Source organism: Phenylobacterium sp. (assembly GCF_036821595.1).
Classification (GTDB): domain Bacteria; phylum Pseudomonadota; class Alphaproteobacteria; order Caulobacterales; family Caulobacteraceae; genus Phenylobacterium.
The window spans coordinates 218,147-236,932 of the sequence record NZ_DAISJG010000001.1; the positions used below are offsets into that span (position 1 = coordinate 218,147).

Annotated in this window: 23 protein-coding genes and 1 pseudogene; 13 read left to right on the forward strand and 11 right to left on the reverse strand. The window is 71.7% G+C overall.

What is annotated here, in order from left to right; genetic code table 11:
* Positions 1-11 precede the first annotated feature (11 nt).
* Positions 12-965: an ABC transporter ATP-binding protein gene (locus V7Z97_RS01130; protein WP_334160834.1), complete on the reverse strand. Its 954-nt coding sequence runs from the start codon at positions 963-965 to the stop codon at positions 12-14.
* 81 nt (positions 966-1,046) lie between these two features.
* Here V7Z97_RS01130 and V7Z97_RS01135 point away from each other — a divergent pair, with 81 nt between their 5' ends.
* Both V7Z97_RS01135 and V7Z97_RS01140 read left to right on the forward strand, forming a co-directional pair.
* Complete coding sequence (locus tag V7Z97_RS01135; protein ID WP_334160835.1) at positions 1,047-1,349, forward strand: zinc-finger domain-containing protein; 303 nt, start codon at positions 1,047-1,049, stop codon at positions 1,347-1,349.
* 74 nt (positions 1,350-1,423) lie between these two features.
* Positions 1,424-1,915 (forward strand): hypothetical protein, encoded by a 492-nt coding sequence (locus V7Z97_RS01140; protein WP_334160836.1) that lies wholly within the window; start codon positions 1,424-1,426, stop codon positions 1,913-1,915.
* Positions 1,916-1,938: 23 nt separating this feature from the next.
* On the opposite strand, the gene dnaN is transcribed toward V7Z97_RS01140, so the two are convergent.
* From dnaN to hrcA, 3 genes are all read right to left on the reverse strand, one after another.
* A complete protein-coding gene (dnaN, locus tag V7Z97_RS01145) occupies positions 1,939-3,057 on the reverse strand; it encodes a DNA polymerase III subunit beta (protein ID WP_334160838.1) in 1,119 nt (372 codons plus the stop codon).
* Between the two features lie 169 nt (positions 3,058-3,226).
* Complete coding sequence (gene grpE, locus V7Z97_RS01150) at positions 3,227-3,847, reverse strand: nucleotide exchange factor GrpE (RefSeq protein WP_334160840.1); 621 nt, start codon at positions 3,845-3,847, stop codon at positions 3,227-3,229.
* 20 nt (positions 3,848-3,867) lie between these two features.
* Positions 3,868-4,968: a heat-inducible transcriptional repressor HrcA gene (gene hrcA, locus V7Z97_RS01155; protein WP_334160841.1), complete on the reverse strand. Its 1,101-nt coding sequence runs from the start codon at positions 4,966-4,968 to the stop codon at positions 3,868-3,870.
* A gap of 80 nt (positions 4,969-5,048) precedes the next feature.
* Here hrcA and rph point away from each other — a divergent pair, with 80 nt between their 5' ends.
* Positions 5,049-5,765: a ribonuclease PH gene (gene rph / locus V7Z97_RS01160; RefSeq protein ID WP_325459239.1), complete on the forward strand. Its 717-nt coding sequence runs from the start codon at positions 5,049-5,051 to the stop codon at positions 5,763-5,765.
* A gap of 288 nt (positions 5,766-6,053) precedes the next feature.
* Here the strand turns inward: rph and V7Z97_RS01165 are convergent, their stop codons facing one another.
* Together V7Z97_RS01165 and V7Z97_RS01170 are read right to left on the reverse strand one after the other, a co-directional pair.
* Complete coding sequence (locus V7Z97_RS01165) at positions 6,054-6,293, reverse strand: helix-turn-helix domain-containing protein (RefSeq protein WP_334160843.1); 240 nt, start codon at positions 6,291-6,293, stop codon at positions 6,054-6,056.
* Positions 6,293-6,820, reverse strand: coding sequence for a DUF2975 domain-containing protein (locus V7Z97_RS01170; RefSeq protein WP_325459237.1), 528 nt, complete (start codon positions 6,818-6,820; stop codon positions 6,293-6,295). The genes V7Z97_RS01165 and V7Z97_RS01170 overlap by 1 nt, the downstream gene beginning before the upstream one ends.
* A 373-nt stretch (positions 6,821-7,193) precedes the next feature.
* Between V7Z97_RS01170 and rdgB the strand changes: the two genes are divergently transcribed.
* Both rdgB and hemW read left to right on the forward strand, forming a co-directional pair.
* Entirely contained in the window at positions 7,194-7,793 is a 600-nt protein-coding gene (gene rdgB, locus V7Z97_RS01175; protein WP_334160845.1) for an RdgB/HAM1 family non-canonical purine NTP pyrophosphatase, read from the forward strand.
* Entirely contained in the window at positions 7,790-8,935 is a 1,146-nt protein-coding gene (gene hemW, locus V7Z97_RS01180) for a radical SAM family heme chaperone HemW (protein ID WP_334160846.1), read from the forward strand. The genes rdgB and hemW overlap by 4 nt, the downstream gene beginning before the upstream one ends.
* Here the strand turns inward: hemW and V7Z97_RS01185 are convergent.
* Positions 8,932-10,158 carry a pyridoxal-dependent decarboxylase gene (locus V7Z97_RS01185; protein ID WP_334160848.1) on the reverse strand — a complete coding sequence of 409 codons (1,227 nt, stop codon included), beginning with the start codon at positions 10,156-10,158 and terminating at the stop codon, positions 8,932-8,934. The two genes, hemW and V7Z97_RS01185, sit on opposite strands and share 4 nt — an antisense overlap.
* Before the next feature lie 79 nt (positions 10,159-10,237).
* Here V7Z97_RS01185 and rsmI point away from each other — a divergent pair, with 79 nt between their 5' ends.
* The 5 genes from rsmI (at position 10,238) to V7Z97_RS01210 (ending at position 14,997) form a co-directional block, all read left to right on the forward strand.
* A complete protein-coding gene (gene rsmI / locus V7Z97_RS01190; protein WP_334160850.1) occupies positions 10,238-11,107 on the forward strand; it encodes a 16S rRNA (cytidine(1402)-2'-O)-methyltransferase in 870 nt (289 codons plus the stop codon).
* Complete coding sequence (locus tag V7Z97_RS01195; protein ID WP_334160851.1) at positions 11,104-11,478, forward strand: YraN family protein; 375 nt, start codon at positions 11,104-11,106, stop codon at positions 11,476-11,478. Before rsmI ends, V7Z97_RS01195 begins: the two co-directional genes overlap by 4 nt.
* A gap of 25 nt (positions 11,479-11,503) precedes the next feature.
* Positions 11,504-12,319, forward strand: a complete 816-nt coding sequence (locus V7Z97_RS01200; protein ID WP_334160852.1) for a transglutaminase family protein — start codon at positions 11,504-11,506, stop codon at positions 12,317-12,319.
* A gap of 53 nt (positions 12,320-12,372) precedes the next feature.
* The gene (gene gshB, locus V7Z97_RS01205; RefSeq protein WP_334160853.1) at positions 12,373-13,320 is read left to right on the forward strand and encodes a glutathione synthase; all 948 of its coding nucleotides are present in this window, start codon (positions 12,373-12,375) and stop codon (positions 13,318-13,320) included.
* A gap of 138 nt (positions 13,321-13,458) precedes the next feature.
* Positions 13,459-14,997 carry a YifB family Mg chelatase-like AAA ATPase gene (locus tag V7Z97_RS01210; protein ID WP_334160855.1) on the forward strand — a complete coding sequence of 513 codons (1,539 nt, stop codon included), beginning with the start codon at positions 13,459-13,461 and terminating at the stop codon, positions 14,995-14,997.
* Here the strand turns inward: V7Z97_RS01210 and V7Z97_RS01215 are convergent.
* From V7Z97_RS01215 to V7Z97_RS20560, 4 genes and pseudogenes are all read right to left on the reverse strand, one after another.
* Positions 14,943-15,395: a hypothetical protein gene (locus tag V7Z97_RS01215; protein ID WP_334160856.1), complete on the reverse strand. Its 453-nt coding sequence runs from the start codon at positions 15,393-15,395 to the stop codon at positions 14,943-14,945. The two genes, V7Z97_RS01210 and V7Z97_RS01215, sit on opposite strands and share 55 nt — an antisense overlap.
* A 92-nt stretch (positions 15,396-15,487) precedes the next feature.
* The gene (locus V7Z97_RS01220; protein WP_334160859.1) at positions 15,488-15,856 is read right to left on the reverse strand and encodes a hypothetical protein; all 369 of its coding nucleotides are present in this window, start codon (positions 15,854-15,856) and stop codon (positions 15,488-15,490) included.
* 193 nt (positions 15,857-16,049) lie between these two features.
* Complete coding sequence (locus V7Z97_RS01225; protein WP_334160861.1) at positions 16,050-16,385, reverse strand: hypothetical protein; 336 nt, start codon at positions 16,383-16,385, stop codon at positions 16,050-16,052.
* 172 nt (positions 16,386-16,557) lie between these two features.
* Positions 16,558-16,662, reverse strand: a pseudogene (locus V7Z97_RS20560) (LuxR C-terminal-related transcriptional regulator); the annotation flags it as partial.
* Between V7Z97_RS20560 and V7Z97_RS01230 the strand changes: the two are divergent.
* Genes V7Z97_RS01230 through V7Z97_RS01240 form a run of 3 tightly spaced genes read left to right on the forward strand, consistent with a single transcriptional unit; the run spans position 16,615 to position 18,779 of the window.
* Positions 16,615-16,767 (forward strand): hypothetical protein, encoded by a 153-nt coding sequence (locus V7Z97_RS01230; protein ID WP_334160862.1) that lies wholly within the window; start codon positions 16,615-16,617, stop codon positions 16,765-16,767. The pseudogene V7Z97_RS20560 and the gene V7Z97_RS01230 sit on opposite strands and share 48 nt — an antisense overlap.
* A gap of 30 nt (positions 16,768-16,797) precedes the next feature.
* Positions 16,798-17,181 (forward strand): helix-turn-helix domain-containing protein, encoded by a 384-nt coding sequence (locus tag V7Z97_RS01235; RefSeq protein ID WP_334160863.1) that lies wholly within the window; start codon positions 16,798-16,800, stop codon positions 17,179-17,181.
* 56 nt (positions 17,182-17,237) lie between these two features.
* Complete coding sequence (locus V7Z97_RS01240) at positions 17,238-18,779, forward strand: response regulator (RefSeq protein WP_334160864.1); 1,542 nt, start codon at positions 17,238-17,240, stop codon at positions 18,777-18,779.
* The last annotated feature ends 7 nt before the right edge of the window (positions 18,780-18,786 follow it).

Below are 18,786 nucleotides of genomic sequence, written 5' to 3' on the forward strand. Positions count from 1 at the left end.
CAGGCCTCTTCCTAAATCTCCGCCGCCTGTTCAGCGGCGTAGGTGAGGCTGACGAACACGTCCTCCAGGTCGGGGTCCTCGGTGGAGATGTCCTTGATGTGCAGGCCCGCGGCGCGGACGGCGGCCAGCACCTGCTCCACGCTGGACTGGCCGGTGCGGTAGCTCACCGAGAAACCGCCCGCCTTGGTGGGATGGGTCTCGAAGCCGGGGAGCGCCGGCGCGTCGGTCAGCGGCTCGACCGGCGTAACCAGCACCTTGCGCGTGTCCATGCGCGCCAGCAGCCGCGGGGTCGGCTCACAGGCCACCACCTGGCCGCGGTTGATGATGGCGATCTCGTCGCAGAGCTCCTCGGCTTCCTCGAGGTAGTGGGTGGTGAGCACGATGGTCACCCCCTTGCGGTTCAGCTCGACCACATAGTTCCAGAGCTGCCGGCGGAGCTCCACGTCGACGCCGGCGGTGGGCTCGTCGAGGATCAGCACCGGCGGGTTGTGGACCATGGCCTTGGCGACCATCAGCCGGCGCTTCATCCCGCCGGAGAGCTGGCGGACGTAGGCCTTCTCCTTGTCGGCGAGGCCGAGCGCGGTGAGCAGCTCGGTGGTGCGGCGCTCCTTCGGCGGAACGGCGTACATGCCGGCGGCCACCTCCAGCGCCTCGCGCGGGGTGAAGAAGGGGTCGGCGGCGATCTCCTGAGGGACGACGCCGATCGCCGCGCGGGCGTCCCTCGGCCGCTCGTCGATGTCGCGGCCCCAGATGCTGACCGTGCCGGAGGTCTTCTTCGTCAGGCCGGCCAGGATGTTGATGAAGGTGGACTTCCCCGCCCCGTTCGGCCCCAGCAGGCCGAAGATCGAGCCGCGCGGGATCGCCAGGTCGATCCCCTTCAGCGCCCTCATCTCCGGCGTGGTCTTGGTCGCCGCGTAGGTCTTGATGAGGCCCTTTGCCTCGATCGCGTACTTGGGGAGGTCCATGCCCGTCCATTCGATTGACGGCGAAAGCCGTGGTCCGATACCTAGGCGCGCGCCGCGGTCGCGGCAATGAGAGGTCCCGCTATGGCTCGCCGAGTCCGCAACAAGGGCGCCGAGGCCCAGTCCCGTCCCGAGCCCGCGCCGGCCCGCCCGGCGCTGACGCCCGACCTGCCCGCGCCCGAGGTGATCACCGTGCGCTCGGGCCGCGTGGCCTGTGACGGCGTCGGCGGCGCGCTCGGCCATCCGCGCGTCTATCTGGAGATGGGCGAGGCCACCTTCGTGGAGTGCCCCTACTGCGACCGCCGCTTCGTCCTGGCCCAGGGCTCCGAAGGCCCGGAGGACGAGCGCCTGGCCCCCGGCGTCTACGAGGGCTCGCACGGCCACTGACGCCGGTCGCGGGCGCAGGCGCGCTCGCCGCAGGGTGATGGCGACCGGCTGGGCCGCGGCCTAGCCTCCGCCTCATGATCAGGATCCTCCTCGCCGGCGCGCTGCTCGCCTCGCCGGCCGCCGCGTTCGCGCAGGGCGCCTGCGCCACGCCCGAGCGCGGGCAGTTCGATTTCTGGGTCGGGCGCTGGCGGGTGACGCCCACCGGCCAGGACCGCGTGGTCGCCGAGAGCCTGATCGAGCGGCTCTACGACGGCTGCGCGATCCGCGAGACCTGGCGGCCCCGGAACGGCGCCGGGGGCGGCAGCCTCAGCGCCTATGTCCCCGCCGACCGCGGATGGCGCCAGGCCTGGGCCGGCAAGGACGGCGAGTGGGTGGAGTTCCGCGGCGGCTGGACCGGCCAGGCCATGGTGCTGACCGGCGACTGGCCCGACGGGCGGCCGCGGACCGTGCGGATGACCTACACCAAGGGCGCGGACGGCTCGGTCCGCCAGCTCGGCGAGGAGAGCCGCGACGAGGGCCGGACCTGGGGGCCGAGCTTCGACTTCACCTACCGCAAGGCGCCCTGATCGATGTCGACCCCGGGGCGGCGTCAGACCCGAAGCGGCATCAGGATGTACTGGACGTCCGGGTCGGCCGGGTCGAGGACCAGGGCCGGGTCGTTGGGGCCCCCGAAGCGCAGCTCGGCCGCCTCGCCGGAGATCTGGTCGGTGATGTCCAGCAGGTAGCGGGCGTTGAACGAGAGCTCGAACGGCTCGCCGTCGTACTCGATCTCCAGCTCCTCGACCGCCTGGCCGGCTTCCATGTTGCGGACGGTCAGCACCACCCGGCCCGGCTCGATGGCCATGCGCACGGAGCGGCTCTTCTCGGCGGAGATGGTCGCCACGCGGTCGACGGCCTGCGCGAACAGCTTGGCGTCGACCATGACCGTGCGGTTGTTGTCCTTGGGGATGACCCGCCCGTAGTCGGGGAAGTTGCCGTCGATGACCTTCGAGGTCAGGGCCGCGCCGTTCAGCTCGAAGCGGACCTTCTGCGGGCTGATCTGCAGCTCCACGTTCTCGCCGGCGTCGTCGAGCAGCCGGCGCGCCTCGCCGACCGTCTTGCGCGGGACGATGACGCCGGGGAGCCCCGCCGCGCCTTCGGGCGCCGGCATCTCGGCCAGCGCCAGGCGCGAGCCGTCGGTGGCCACCGCGCGCAGCTTGAGCGCGCCGCCCTCGGAGACGGTGTGGAGGTAGAGGCCGTTCAGGTAGTAGCGGGTTTCCTCCGCCGAGATGGCGAAGCGGGTCTTGTCGATCAGGCGGATCAGGTCGGTGACGTCGACGGTGACCTGGCCGGCGAGGCCTTCCGACGACATCACCGGGAAGTCGCCGGCCGGCAGGACCGGCAGATTGAAGCGCGAGCGGCCGGCAGCCACCGTCAGGCGGGGATCCTCGCCGGTGAACGACAGCGAGACGTCGGCGCCCTCGGGCAGCTTGCGGACGATCTCGTAGAGGGTGTGGGCGGGCGCGGTGATCTGGCCGGGCTGGTCCACCTGGGCCATGGCCTCGTCGATGATCTCCATGTCGAGGTCGGTGGCCGAGAAGGTCAGCCGGTCCCGCTCGGCCGACAGCAGCACGTTCGACAGGATGGGGATGGTGTTGCGCCGTTCCACGGCGCTCTGCACGTGCCCCAGCGCCTTCAGGAGCGCCGCCCGCTCGATCGTCAGCTTCATGCCTTAGTCCCGGACCTCATTGCGCCCGGGCGAATCTCGCCCGGCGCCCCCGACAGGAAGGGACCTGCGACATTAGTCATTTTCGTGGGCCGGGGAAGAGGGCCGGCACGGGTCCGAGCGGGTCTTTTGGAGGGCGCCGCGAAATCCTCCCTCCCTTGATGGGGAGGGATCAGGCCCGCGTATCCACCGACCCGCCGCCGCCCTGGCCCTCGTCGTTGGCCGCGTAGGGATTGGCGCCGCCGTCGCCGGTCGGCCCCGCGGCCGCGCCCTTGGCGGCGACCACCACGGTGGCCGGGCGCACGAGACGGCCGAGAAGCTCGTAGCCCGGCTGCATCACCTGCAGGATGGCGCCCGGCGCGACGCCGGCCTCCGCCGGCTGCTCGGCCATGGCCTGGTGCTTGTGCGGGTCGAAGCGGTCGCCCTTGTTCGGGTCGATCTTCTTCAGCCCGTTGCGCTCAAAGGCGGCCTGCAGCTCCTTCTCGGTCATCTGCACGCCGACGACGAAGTTCTTCACCACGCTGTCGGCGTGGTCGGCCGGCGCATGGTTGGTGGCCATGGCCAGGTAGTCGGCGGCGGCCAGCAGGTCCTTGGCGAACTTCTGGATCGCGTAGGCGCGGGCGTCGTTGGCCTCGCGCTCGGCGCGCCGGCGGGTGTTCTCCATGTCGGCGGCGTAGCGGAGCACCTGCTCCTTGAGGGCGGCGGCCTCGGCCTTCAGGGCTTCGATCTGGTCCACCGCCGCATCGGCCGCGAGCGCTTCCGCTTCTTCGGCGGGCGTCTTGTCTTCGGACATGTCTGTCTGACTGCTCTCTCTTACGCGTTCATCACCTGGCCAAGCACGCGGGCGGTGTAGTCCACCAACGGAATGACCCGGGCATAGTTCAGCCGGGCCGGCCCGATCACGCCGATCGCGCCCAGCACCCGCTGCGATCCCGTCATATAGGGCGCGGCGATCACGGCGGAACCCGAAAGCGAGAACAGCCGCGTCTCCGCGCCGATGAAGATGCGCACGCCCTGGCCGTCCCGCACCCCGTCGAGGAGCTGGATGAGCTGCTCCTTGTGCTCCAGGTCCTCGAACAGCGAGCGGACGCGCTCCAGGTCCTCGGCCGCCTCGCGCGTCTCCAGCAGGTTGGCCCGGCCGCGGACGATCAGGGCCCGCTCGTCGTCGTCGCCCCCGCCCCAGGCGGCCAGCCCGTCCTCCACCAGCCGCGCGGCGGTCTCGTCCAGTTCGCGGCGGGCGCGCTCGAGGTCCTGGCGCAGGTCGGCCTTGGCCTCCATGAGCGTGCGGCCGCGCAGGCGGGCGTTCAGGAAGTTGGCGGCCTCGGTGAGCGCCGAGGGCGTTACCCCGGCCGGCAGGCGGATCAGCCGGTTCTCCACCGTGCCGTCCTCGAAGACCATGATCGCCAGCGTCCGCTCGACGCCGAGCGAGACGAACTCCACGTGCTTGACGCCCGCGTCGCGGATCGGGGTGACCACCACGCCCGCCCCGCCGGCCAGGCCGGAGAGGATGGCCGAGGCCTCGTTCAGCGCGTCCTCGAAGTTGCGGCCGTGGGCGCGCAGCCGGGCCTCGATGGAGCGGCGCTCCTCCTCGCCAACGTCGCCCACCTCCAGCAGGCCGTCCACGAACAGCCGCAGGCCCGCGTGGGTCGGCAGCCGGCCGGCGCTGACGTGCGGCGCGCCCAGCAGGCCGAGCTGGGTCAGGTCCTGCATGGTGTTGCGGATCGAGGCCGGGGAAAGGGTGATGCCGCTCTTCGACAGGGTGCGGGAGCCGACGGGCTCGCCGGTCTCGAGGTAGCTTTCCACGATGCGACGGAAGATGTCCCGCGCGCGCTCGTCGAGTTCGGCCAGCGAGGGCCCGCGGGCGAGGAAGGGACTGGTCACGTCGGCTTGCGGCTGTGCTCTGACTGCGCCCATGGACTGGACCTATCTGATCTAGGATAAGCGCGGCCTCCGTCCGCGCAAGACGCCGGACGGCTCCAAGGAGTTCCCCGACCATGCGTCCGTCCGAGCGCGCCCCCGACCTGCTTCGTCCCGTGACGCTGGAAACGGGCGTGAACCGCTATGCCGAGGGTTCCTGCCTCGCGAGCTTCGGCCACACCAAGGTGCTGGTGACCGCCAGCCTGGAGGAGGGCGTGCCGCCTTTCCTGCGCGGGCGCGGCCAGGGCTGGGTGACGGCGGAGTACGGCATGCTGCCCCGCGCCACCCACACCCGCGGCCGGCGCGAGGCGGCCCAGGGCAAGCAGTCGGGCCGGACCCAGGAGATCCAGCGCCTGATCGGCCGCTCCATGCGCGCGGTGGTGGACATGAAGGCGCTGGGCGAGCGCCAGATCACCCTCGACTGCGACGTGGTCCAGGCCGACGGGGGCACGCGCACGGCGGCGATCACCGGCGCCTGGGTCGCGCTCCGGATGGCGACCCGCTACCTGCTGGACGAGGGGCTGATCACGACGGACCCCATCCTCGACCAGGTGGCGGCGATCAGCTGCGGGGTGTTCTCCGGCACGCCGGTGCTCGACCTCGACTACGAGGAGGACTCCACGGCGGAGGCCGACGCCAACTTCGTGCTGACCGGCAACGGCGACATCGTGGAGATCCAGGCCACCGGCGAGAAGCGCGGCTTCTCGGAGGCCGAGTTCGAGGCGCTGTTCAGCCTCGCCCGCAAGGGGATCGGCGAGCTGGTGGTGATGCAGAGGCAGGCGACGGGCGGCTAGAAAGCCGCCCGCACATCCCGTTTCGTCCTTAGAAGCCGCCGAACAGGCCGCGCACCGCCTGCGGCGGGAGCCGGCCGAGTTCGCGCGCCAGCGGCGCGAACATGGCGTCCAGGAAGCGTTCGATCTTCGCCCACATGGGTCGACACTCCTCTGCTGCAATGCGGGGAGGTGCATTGCTGCAGTGCATATAAGAGCGCTGATTTCACCGTTCAAGGAATTCTGTCGCCGAGCGCGCCGCTGGCGTCACTATGGCGCAGCCTTCCGTGTGCGCTGCAACATACTCGCGGGCTATCCCTCGTCCTCGTCGGGCGGGGCGTCGTCAGGACCGGCCTCGTAAAGCAGCAGGTCGCCTGGCTGGCAGTCCAGCTCCCGGCAGAGCGCCGCCAGCGTCGAGAAGCGCACGGCGCGGGCCTTGCCGGTCTTGAGGATCGACAGATTGGCGATGGTCACGCCGACGCGGTCGGCGAGCTCGGTCAGGGACATGCGCCGCTCGAGGAGCACGCGGTCCAGGTGCACGCGGATGGGCATCAGATCGTCAGCTCGGCTTCACGGCGCAGGCGCGCGCCCTCGCGGAACACCTCGGCCAGCACGAAGACCACCAGGACGGAAAACCAGGCGGTCAGGCTGAAGTTGGGCTCCACCCGGTCGACCAGCGGCGCCCAGGAGGAGATGCCCCAGACGGCGTAGCGGCCAAGCTCCAGGGCGGCCAGCATCACGCCGATCAGGCGAAGGCGCCCGACGTTGTCGGGGTGGAAGGGATCGCCGGCCGTGAGGGTCACGAAGATCCGGCGCAGGGAATGGACGATGACCAGCACGCCGGCCACGGAGAGGCCGAAGGCGAACAGCATGCCGGCGAACAGCGGGCCGCGGGCCACGAGCTCGGCCGCGTCGGGCGAGCGGATCGAGGAGAGCAGCAGGCTGGGATTGAAGCTGAACAGCAGGGCGGCCAGCAGGGCCAGGGTCACGGCGCCCAGGGTGATCCAGAGCGCGACGAACACCACGTCGAGGATGATCTTCAGGAAGCTGGAAACCGATCCAGGACCAAGCGCGCGCATCTTCACCCCTCCTCCGCCGAAGCCCGTCCGGCCCTTGTGCCGGGCCGGAGCGGGTCGGGCGAACCCCATCTGGGCGGAGCCTATTAGATCGCGACGCCGGCGGCGACCGCCAGCAGAGGGGTGGCCGCGAGCGCCACGAAGAAGGTCAGGGCGACACGGTCCAGGAACATCATCGAAGCCGACATCTCATATCTCCAGTTTGTGCTGCAGTGCAGCGGTGGGTGGGGCGGGTTGTCCGTCCCGATCTGAATAACGATATGGCCGCATCGTTTCTCGATCAAATGAATATCGAGTAACGATATTAAACTTTTGCAATGCAACAGGCCTGGCCGGCGCTATGGTCCGCGGCCGAACTCTCTTGGAGCACACACGCATGGCCCTGAAGCTGGAGCCCGGCGCGAGACTGGTGGTGGCCACCCACAACCCCGGCAAGGCTCGCGAACTGGCCGAGATCCTCGACAACCGCTTCGAGCTGTTGACCGCCGGCGAGCTTGGCCTGCCGGAGCCGGACGAGACCGAGACGACCTTCGTCGGCAATGCGCTCCTGAAGGCCCGCGCCGCGGCCGACGCGAGCGGCTTCGTGGCGCTGGCCGACGACTCCGGTCTGTCGGTGACGGCGCTGGAGGGTCAGCCGGGGATCTACTCCGCCCGCTGGGCCGGGCCGGGCAAGGACTTCACGCTGGCCATGCGCAAGGTCGAGGAGAGGCTGGAGGAGGCCGGCGCGGAGGACGCCTCCGCCTGGTTCACCTGCGCGCTCGCGGTCGCCTGGCCGAACGGACCGGCCGTGGTCGTGGAGGGTCGGGTGGACGGGACCCTGGTCTTCCCGCCGCGCGGCGACCGCGGCTTCGGTTACGACCCGATCTTCATGCCGCAGGGCCACGACCGGACGTTCGGCGAGATGGCGCCGGCGGAGAAGGACGGCATGAGCCACCGCGCCCGGGCCTTCGCCAAGCTGAAGGCGGCGCTCTTGTGAGCGACCTCGCGCCGCTGGGCGTCTACGTCCACTGGCCTTACTGCGCGCGCATCTGCCCCTACTGCGACTTCAACGTGTTCAAGGACCGGGGGCGCACCGACGAGCAGGCCGCGCTCGCCCGGGCCATCGTCGCCGACCTCGAGGCGCAGCGGGCGCTGACCGGCCCGCGGACGCTCACCTCGGTCTTCTTCGGCGGCGGTACGCCCTCGCTGATGGATCCGGCCTGGGCGGCGGAGATCGTCGCCGCGGCGACCCGGCTCTGGAGCCCCGCGCCTGACCTGGAGGTCTCGCTGGAGGCCAATCCGACCGACGCCGAGGCTTCGCGCTTCGCCGCCTTCGCCGACGCCGGGGTGAACCGCCTGTCGCTGGGCCTGCAGTCGCTGCACGACGAGGCGCTGGCCTTCCTCGGCCGCAACCACGACGCCGCCCAGGCGATCCGTGCGGCGCAGACGGCGGCCAGGGCCTTCCCGCGGCTGTCGGTCGACCTCATCTACGCCCGCCCGGGCCAGACGCCGGAGGCCTGGGCGGCTGAACTCACGCGCGCCGTCGACCTCGGCCCCGAGCACGTCTCGCCCTACCAGCTCACCATCGAGACCGGCACGGCCTTCGACCGCGCCGTCCGGCGGGGTCGGATCGCGCCGGTGGACGCCGAGACGGGCGCCCGGCTTTTCGACCTCACCCAGACGACCCTGGAGGCCCTGGGGTTCGAGGCCTACGAGGTCTCCAACCACGCCCGCGGCGAGGCGGCACGCTCGCGGCACAACCTCGTCTACTGGCGCGGCCACGACTATGTGGGCGCGGGTCCCGGGGCGCATGGCCGGATTCGCGGGCCGGCCGGCCGGGAGGCGACGGTCGCCGCCGCGAGGCCCGCCGACTACATCGCCCGCGTGGCGGAGACCGGCTTCGGCTTCGACAGCCGCGAGACGCTGAGCGCCCTGGACGCCGCCGAGGAGCGGGTGCTGTCTGGCCTGCGCATCGCCGAGGGCGTCGACCGCGACGAGATCGCCGCCCTCGACCTGCCGGCGCCCAAGGTCGGCGAGCTCGTGGAACTCGGCCTGCTCGCCGACGATCCGCAACGTCTGCGCGCTACGCCGGCCGGCCGGCTGGTGCTCGACGCCGTCACCCGCGCCCTGCTCACCTAGGAATAGCGCGCCTCGACGCCGGCCCCGGCCGGCGAGCCCTCCAGCGCCCTTTTCAGGTCCGCGACATAGGCGTCGGCGACCTCGGCGTGGATCGGCGAGAGCATCAGGTGGAGGCTCTTGGGCTCGGTGGTGACGCCGGTGAACCAGCCACGCTCGCGCAGCTTGGCCCACAGGGCCACACAGTCCACATCGGCGCGGGTGAAGGCCAGGATGCCGAGCTGCGGCCGGCCCAGCACGGTGAACCCCAGCGCCTCGACGCCGGCTGCGATCCGCTCCCGCGCCTCGGTCACCAGGGCGTGCTTTCGACGGTAGCCCGCCTCGCCGAGGAAGTTCATCACCGCCCAGGCCGCGGCGATGGCGCCGCCGGGACGGGTGCCGGCCAGCGTCGGCGTCACCATCCGCCCGCCAGGCCAGTCGCGGACGTCGAACACCATCAGTTCGTGCAGCTCGCCCGAGCGGAAGAAGACCGTGGAGGCGCCCTTGGCGCAGTAGCCGTACTTGTGCAGGTCCGCCGAGATGGAGCGCACGCCCGGCAGCTCGAAGTCGAAGGGCGGGATGTCCGCCCCGTCCATGCGCACGAACGGCGCCATGTAGCCGCCGACGCAGGCGTCCACGTGCAGCCACAGGTCCCGCGCCACGGCCAGCTCCGAGAGCGCTCCGATCGGGTCGATCAGGCCGTAGGGGAAGTTGGGCGCCGAGCCCACGATCATCACCGTGGCGGCGTCGGCCGCCGCCGCCATGGCGGCGGGGTCGGCGAGGTAGTCCCTGAGCGGCGTCCGCCGGACCTCGATCTCCATGAGCGCGCAGGCCTTGTCGAAGGCGGGGTGGGCCGAGCGCGGCAGGACGATGTTCAGCGGGCCCGCGACCCCTTTACGCTTGCGGGCGAAGTCGCGGGCGGCCTTCACGGCCATGGTGATGGAGTCGGTGCCGCCGGAGGTGATCGTCCCCCGGGCGTCCTCGGGCGCGTGGAACAGCTCCAGGCCAAAGCCCACGACCTCTTCCTCCATCCGCTTCAGGCTCGGGAAGGCGGCGGGACCCAGGCCGTTCTCGCTCATGAAGAGGACGTAGGCCTCCTTCTGCACCTGCTCCACGTCGGCGCCGGCGTTGAACACGTAGACGGCGGTCTTGCCCTCCCGCCAGCGCACGTCGCCCGCGGCATAGCCCAGCATCTCGGCCTTCACGGCCGGCCAGTCCCGACCGGCCTTCGGCAGCGCGCGCCGCATGGGCTTCCTCCCCTCGTCGTTGTCCTGCGGCGATCTTAGCGCCCTTGCCTTTCCGGGCGCGAGCGGCGAACCCTCCGCCATGGCCCGAGCCTTCCGTCCGCCCGCCCTCGACGATGCGCCGCTGGCGCCGGGCCTCTATGTGGTGGCCACGCCGATCGGCAACCTTCGGGACATCACCCTTCGCGCGCTCGACGTGCTGCACGCCGCGGACCTGGTGCTGGCCGAGGACACCCGGGTGGCCGGCAAGCTGCTCTCGGCCTATGGGCTGTCCGCGAAGCTTGAGCGCTACGACGAACATGGCGCGGAGCGGACTCGGCCCAGGGCCATGGCCGCCCTGGCCGAGGGGAAGCGCGTTGCGCTGGTCTCGGACGCCGGCACGCCGCTGGTCTCCGATCCCGGCTATCGGCTGGTGAAGGCGGCCGCCGAGGCGGGCTTCCCGGTGTATCCGATCCCCGGCGCCTCGGCCCTGCTGGCCGGACTGTCCGTCGCCGGACTGCCCACCGACCGCTTCCTGTTCGCCGGCTTCCCGCCCCCGAAGAGCGCCGCGCGGCGCACCTTCCTGGAGGAGCTGGCGGGCCAGCGCGCCACCCTCGTGTTCTTCGAGGGCGGCTCGCGGCTGGCGGCCAGCCTGGCCGACATGGCCGCGGTGCTCGGCGACCGCGAGGCGGTGGTCTGCCGGGAGCTGACCAAGCTCTACGAGACGGTGGTCCGGGGGCGGCTCTCGGAGCTCGCCGCCGATCCGCGCTTCGAGGCCCCCAAGGGCGAGATCGTCGTCCTGGTGGGCCCCGGCCGGGAGGCGGAGGCGAGCGCCGCCGATGCCGATACGGCGCTGGCCGACGCGCTCACCCGGCTGAAGCCCGCCGACGCCGCCTCAGAGGTGGCCCGGGCGCTGGGGCTGTCGCGCCGCGACCTCTACCGGCGGGCCATGGAGATGAGGGCCGGCAAGTGAGCCAGGCCCGCTCGGCCCGCGGCGCCGCGGCCAGGCTCTCCGGCCGGCGAGGCGAGGTGATCGCGGCGGTGTGGCTGATGCTGAAGGGCTACCGCATCCTCGGCTTCCGCCTGAAGACGCCGATCGCCGAGATCGACCTCCTGGCGATCCGCGGGCGGACCCTGGTGGTCGTGGAGGTGAAGCGCCGCACCCTCCTGGCCCACGCCCTCGAGACCGTGACCTTCGACCAGCGCGACCGTCTGCGCAGGGCCGGCGCCCTGCTGGCCGCGCGGCGTCCGGCGCTGGCGGATGCGACGGTTCGTCTCGACCTGGTGGCGCTCGCACCGAAGCGGCTTCCTGTGCATATTCCGGACGCATGGAAGGGCGCCTGACGGGGGCGCCGCGTACGGGTTTTCGATGACGCGAGAGGACGCCGAGGATTTCCTGCTGGACGCCGGGGCCGCGACGGACGGCGATTTCCCCCTCCTCGAGGCGGCGATCGCCTGCGCCATTCACGAGGACCCGAGCCGCGATCCGCAGGTCGCCCGCGACATGGGCGCCGCCGCCGTGGAGCGGCTGTCGCAGCGCCTGAAGGGCGAGAGCGCCGAGGAGGCGCTGGCCGAATCCATGGCCGGGGACCTGCGGCTGGGCGGTGACCTGTTCACCTACGAGGATCCCGGCAACGCCGACATCATCGCCGTGGCCGAGCGGCGCAAGGGGCTGGCCGTGGCGCTGGGCGTCTTCTACCTGCACGCCGCGCGCCGCTGCGGCCTGACCGTCCAGGGCGTCGACTTCCCCGGCCACTTCCTGCTTCGGATCGAGACTGAGGAGGGGCCGCTGGCGCTCGATCCGTTCTCGGAAGGCCGCGTGGTCCTGCCGTCTGAGCTCACCCGCCGCGCCCTGCACGCGGGCCTGACCCCGAACGTCGCCGACCGGCTGGACCGGCTGATGGCGCCGGTGAGCGACCGGGCCGTGCTGGTCCGGCTGCAGAACACCATCTACGCCCGCGCCTCGGCCGTGCGGGACTTCCCCCGCGCCGAGCGCGCCGCCCTGCGCCGGGCGCTGCTGGACCCCGGCGATCACCGCCCCTGGCTGGACGTGGCCGCGGCGCGCGAGGGCCAGGGCGCGCTCGCCGGCGCCCTGGAGGCGCTCGCCCGCGCCACCACCCTCGACGGCGGCGCGGCGCTCGCCGCCCGGGCCCAGCGCGAGCGGGTCCGCCTCAGGCTGAACTAGCGCCCGTCCGCCGCACCGCCTATGTCCCTGACCTGAGCTGTCGGGAGAGGCGCATGTCGCTGAAGGTTGCGGTGCAGATGGATCCCATCGAGGGGATCAACATCGAGGGCGACACCACCTTCCTGATGATGGAGAACGCCCAGGCCCGCGGGCACTCCCTGTTCGTCTACACCACCGACACCCTCGCCATGGAGGACGGGCGGGTGTTCGCCCGGGGCCGCGACGTGACGGTGCAGCGGGTGAGCGGCGGCCACGCCACCCTGTCGGACTTCCGCAAGGCGGAGCTCAGCGAGTTCGACGTGGTCCTGCTGCGCCAGGACCCGCCCTTCGACATGCACTACATCGACACGACCTTCTTCCTGGAGGTCGTGCACCCGAAGACCCTGGTGGTGAACAATCCGGTGGAGGTGAGGAACGCGCCGGAGAAACTGTTCGTCACCAGGTTCCCAGGCCTCCAGCCGCCGACCCTGATCACCGCCGACCGCGAGGCCATCTACGACTTCCGCGCCCGGCACGGCGACATCGTCATGAAGCCGCTGAACGGCCGGGGCGGCTCGGGCGTCACCCGTCACCTGGCGGACGATCCCAACATCGACGCCATGCTGGAGCTGCACGCCCAGATCGATCGCGAGCCGGTGATCGTCCAGAAATTCCTGCCGGGCGTGGTCAAGGGCGACAAGCGCATCCTGCTGGTGGACGGCGAGCCGGTGGGGGCGATCAACCGCGTGCCGGCCAAGGGCCAGATCCGTTCGAACCTCGCCGTGGGCGGAAAGGCCGAGGCGGTCGAGCTCTCCGCCCGCGACCGCGAGATCTGCGCCACGATCGGCCCGGAGCTGAAGGCGCGCGGCCTGCTGTTCGTCGGCATCGACGTGATCGGCGAGTGGCTCACCGAGATCAACGTCACCTCGCCCACCGGCGCTGTGGCGCTGAAGCGGTTCACGGGCGTCGACGCCGCCGAGGTGCTCTGGGCGCGGATTGAATCCCTCCGCGCCGCGGCCTAGCTTGCGGGGATAACTCCGTCGCCGTTTGTCACGTCGCGGTCACGCTTTCCCCTTATGTTCCACATTTGTTCTTGATCCAGGCTTCGCTATGTGCGAGGCCTTGTGGATAAACTCTGTCCAGGCACAAGGGCTGGGGTCATGGCCGCGCGGGTGGTGACGGTGGCGTTCCGGGGCGTCGAGGCAGTGCGCGTCGACGTGCAGGTCCAGTTCACGGGCGGCGAGCCCAAGTTCTTCCTGGTGGGCATGGGCGACAAGGCGATCTCGGAGAGCCGGGAGCGCGTGCGCGCCGCCTTCGCCGGCCTCGGCCTCGCCCTGCCGGCCCGCCGGATCATCGCCAACCTGGCTCCCGCCGACCTGCCCAAGGAAGGATCCCACTACGACCTGCCGATCGCGCTCGCCATCATGGCCGGCATGGGGGTGATCCCGCCCGACGCGCTGGCCGACTGGGCGGCGGTGGGCGAGCTGTCGCTGGACGGACGGATCACCGCCGTGGCCGGCGCCCTGCCAGCGGCCGTGGCGGCCGGGGGCATGGGCCTGGGGCTGATCTGTCCGGAGGCCTGCGGCGCGGAGGCCGCCTGGGCGGGCGAGACCCGCATCCTCGCCGCGCCCTCGCTGATCGCCCTGGTCAACCACTTTCGGGGGACCCAGGTGCTCTCGGCGCCGAAGCCCGGACCGATGCTCGACGGCGAGCGCGTCCCCGACCTGCGCGACGTCAAGGGCCAGGAGAACGCCAAGCGGGCCCTGGAGATCGCCGCGGCCGGCGGTCACAACCTCCTGTTCGTGGGGCCGCCCGGCTCGGGCAAGTCGATGATGGCACAGCGCCTGCCCGGCCTGCTGCCGCCGCTCACCTCGGAAGAGCTGCTCGAGACGTCGATGGTGCATTCGGTGGCCGGCCTGATCGCCCGGGGCCAGCTTACCCGCGCCCGGCCCTTCCGAGCCCCCCACCATTCGGCCAGCATGGCGGCTTTGACCGGCGGGGGCCTGAAGGCCAAGCCGGGCGAGGTCTCCCTCGCCCACAACGGCGTCCTGTTCCTTGACGAGCTGCCGGAGTTCGGCGCCCAGGCGCTGGATTCGCTGCGTCAGCCGCTGGAGACGGGCGAGGTGGTCGTCGCCCGCGCCAACGCCCATGTCCGCTACCCGGCCCGGGTGCAGCTGGTGGCGGCGATGAACCCCTGCCGCTGCGGCCACGGCGGGGCGGGCCGCGGCGCCTGCGGACGCGCCCCGCGCTGTCAGTCGGACTATCAGGCCAAGATCTCCGGGCCGCTGATGGACCGCATCGACCTGCAGGTGGAGGTGCCGCCGGTGACGCCGGCCGACCTCGCCCTGCCGTCCCCGGCCGAGGGCACGGCTGAGGCCTCGGCGCGGGTGATGCGGGCCCGCGAGCTGCAGGCCAGCCGGGCGGACGGCGCCGAGACACCGGTGCTGAACGCCCTGGCCGAGGGCGACTGGCTGGAGAAGATCGCCGCGCTCGACGCCCCCGCCCGGGCCCTGCTCGCCCGCGCCGCGGAGACCGGCGGCCTCACCGCCCGCGGCTGGACCCGCACGCTCCGATTGGCGCGCACCATCGCCGACCTGGAAGGCTCCGACGCGGTCCGCCGCGTCCATGTGGCCGAGGCGCTGATCTACCGGCGGGTGGCGCCCGGCGCGCCGGTGGGGTCCGCCCTCTCGATGAGCTGACGTTCGCGCCAGGCAGTCCATGTTCCCCAGCCGAGGCTGGCGACCAGCATGTAACCCCAGATGATGCCGGCGGTGAGATAGGCCCAGCCGCCGACCGTGGGATCGAGCTGATGCGCCCAGTGGGTGGCCACGGCCAGGAGGTGGAAACCGGCGGCGAAGATCGGCCACCAGCGGTGGCTCCGGAGCGCCAGGCCGACAAGGATGGCAAGCACGGCGACGTCGACGATCTCCACGCCGGACGTCCGCCCCCAGCCGCCGAACGATGAGGCCGCGACGCTGGCGATCCAGCCGCCGAGGATCGCCGCTGCGCCGACCTTCTCCGAGCGGCCGCCGACCGCCAGGGCGAAGCCGCAGACGCCGACCACATAGGCCGTCCAGATCCAGAGCGGCAGCTGCACGCCATCTCCCAACAGACTAGGGCCCAGCCGGGCGAGGCTGGGCCCTTCGAAACTGACAGAGCTGGCGGGCGGACGGAAGTCCGCCCTAGGCGTCAGGCCGCGCTCACCGCCCGCAGGCGCCGGCGGCTGCTGGCCGTCAGCATGCCGGCGGTGGGATCCGGCTTCTCCTGACCCGTGTCGCCGAGCGCCACCGCGCCGAGGCCGATCTGGCCCTGGGCGATGCTGAGCTCCTTGTGGGTCTCGACGATCGCCCGGCGGGCCTCGGCCAGGGCCATGATGGCCTGGCTGGCCCGTTCGACCGCGTCCTGGCCGATCAGGGCCGAGGCGCCGGCTTCACGCCGGAGGGTCGGCATGACGCCCGTGAGCGTGGCGGTCTTGGCGATCGCCGCGTCGATGGCCGCTTCGGCCTCGAACAGCGCGCCGGCGATTTGTTCCGCCACCATACGACGTTGCTTGAGCATGAGATGTCTCCTGCGCGCGCCTTCTCTGGGCGCGGGCGAAATCGATAACAGGGTTATGGTTTCGGGTCCGTTCAGGCCCGGACGAAATTCGTCGCCAGATCCTGGAGCGCGTGGAGACCGGCCAGCATCGCCCCGAAGGCCAGGGCGGTGATGATCGCGACGCCGACGATCGCCCCGAGACGGGCGACGGGGCTCAGATCATTTCGGCCGATCCCTCGGGCTCGGGCTTGAAGTTCTCGTCGAGGAGAACCCAGGTCATGCAGAGGATTTCCCGCAGGACCATCTCGGAAGGCTTGAAAGGCGCCAGCTTGCGGGTCGCGGAGACCAGGTGCCGGGCCATCGAAGCCTGTTGCGACGTCGCCGCCAGGTCGACGAGCTGTCGTTCCAGCTGGTCCCAGGTGAAGCCCGGGATCCCCTCGTCCCGCGTGGCCGGCGTCGGCCAGCGGGCTTCGAAGTCGTCGATCTCCCGGCGCAGTCTCAGCGCCCGGCCGATCACCGCGCGGTTGTCGAAGTTCTGCCAGTCGCCCATAGGCCGCCTCCCTCGTTGCCGGCTCATCGAGCCAAGCTTCGGGGCGGTCGTCTGTCCTGATCGTGTCGTGTCCTGACGCGATCAGGACAGGGTTAACGTCGTGGCCGCGCAGGAGGCGGGCGGCCTCGTAGCGGTCTGGTACGCCGAGCTTGCGGCGGGCCCGGTCGCAATAGGTGTCGACGGAGGTCTTCGACATGCCGAGTTCGCGGGCGATCTGCTTGGAGCTCAGATGCTGGTCGACCAGGCGCAGGCATTCGCGCTCGCGCTGCGTAAGCAGCTCGACGGGATCCTGGGCGATGTCGGCGCGTGGCGGCATGGGAAAACGAGTAAACGACGGCTTCAGGGCGGCGTCTACTTTAAGGCGAAAGCCTTTTGCCGTTAAGGTTATTCTCCCGCCATGGGAGGCGTTGCAATGCAACCCAAGGACGCCGGCCGCACGGCCGGGCTGGAGCTGGCGATCGGGGCCCGGATCCGTGCGCGGCGCCGGCAGCTCGGCCTGTCGCAATCCGACCTCGCCCAGGCGCTGGGCGTCTCGTTCCAGCAGGTCCAGAAGTACGAGCGCGGCGCCAATCGGGTGGCCGCCTCGACCCTGATCGGCACTGCCCAGGCGCTCGGCACCACCGTCGCCTGGCTGGTCGGCGAGGAGGGTGGGGTCCGCGAGGACGACGACGAGGTGTTCCGCGCCCTGGCCAAGCCGGGGGCGCTGGAGCTGCTGCAGGCCTTCGACGGCATTCCCGACGGCCGCGCCCGCGCCGCCCTGGTCGCGCTCGCCCGGGAAATGGCGTCCGACCGCTGACCGGGGCTGCGGCGTTTGACCTCACGTTAAAAGGTTGGCGCGATAACGGGCGCCCGATGCGCCGACCGCCCCGCCCCCTGTCGACCCGGCGTCCCAAGCGGACGCACATCAGCGCCGAGCAGCTCGCTTCGCTGAGTCACGAGTTCCGCACGCCGCTCAACGGCGTGCTGGGCATGGCGCGGCTGCTGGAGGGCACCCAGCTCACCGCCGAGCAGCGCGCCTACTCGGCCGCCCTCCGCGAGAGCGGCGAGCACCTGCTCAACCTCGTCAACGACGTGCTGGACTTCGCCAAGCTGGGCGAAGGCGCCGTCGACCTGCACCCCTCGCCCGTGGACGTGGAGGCCCTGCTGCAGGGCGTCTGCGAACTGCTTTCGCCGCGGGCCCGCGAGAAGGGCCTGGAGATCGCCTGGGCGGCTCCGGCCGAGGCCGGACGCATCCGCGCCGACGAGAGCCGGGTGCGCCAGGTCCTTCTCAACTTCGCCGGAAACGCCGTGAAGTTCACGCCCCAGGGCGGTGTCCTCCTGAGCGCCGCCCCGGTCGACGGCGGCCGGGTCCGCTTCACCGTCGAAGACACCGGGCCGGGCGTCTCCGCGCACGACCGCGACCGCATCTTCGAAGCCTTCACCCAGACCGAGGTCGGCCATGCCGACGTCGGCGGCGCGGGCCTTGGCCTCGCCATCGCCCGCAGGCTCGCCCAGGCCATGAACGGCGACGTCGGTGTCGACAATTCCCGTGGCGGCGGCGCGCTGTTCTGGTTCGAGGCCGCCTTCCCGAGCGTCCCGGCGGCCGGCGCCGGCGCGCCCCTCGCCGGGCGCACCGTCGGGATCGCCTCGCCCAATCCCGTGGTGCGCGACGCCGCGCGGCGGCAGGTGCAGGCCTGCGGCGGCCGCGCCGTCAGCGCGCCGGACGTGGCGGGCCTGGCGCAGCGCACCAGGCCGGGCGACGTCCTGCTGCTGGACCACGCCCTGGCCGCCGAGGGCGCGATCCTGAAGAAGGTCGAGCGCCGACCCTCCATCATCCTGCTCGCCCCCGAAGAGCGCGACCGCATGGACCGCTACCGGAAGGCCGGCTTCGCGGGCTACCTGATCAAGCCGCTGCGCCGGGCCTCCCTGGCCGAGCGGGTGCTGATCGCCGCCGGCGTCGGGACCGAATCCGCCGCCGCCCCCGAGGACGAGCGCATCGCCGAGGCCGCGGCCCCGGGCGCCCGGATCCTCCTGGTGGAGGACAACCCGATCAACGCCCTCCTCGCCAAGGCCCTGCTCGCCCGCGAGGGCTGCGAGGTGGACCACGCCATCGACGGGTCCGAGGCGATCTCGGCGGTGAAGGTCACCGCCTACGACCTGATCCTGATGGACATGCGCATGCCCGGCCTCTCCGGCGAGGAGACGGCGCGGCGCCTGCGCGCCGACGGCCTGCGCACTCCGATCGTGGCGCTCACCGCCAACGCCTTCGACGACGACCGCCAGGCCTGCCTCGCCGCAGGCATGGACGATTTCCTGGTGAAGCCGCTGTCGCCGGACGCCCTGCGCGCCGCGTTGACGCGCTGGACCCGCGGCGGCTGGACGGAATTCGCGGCGCGCGCCAAGGTCCGGGCGTGACGGGCGC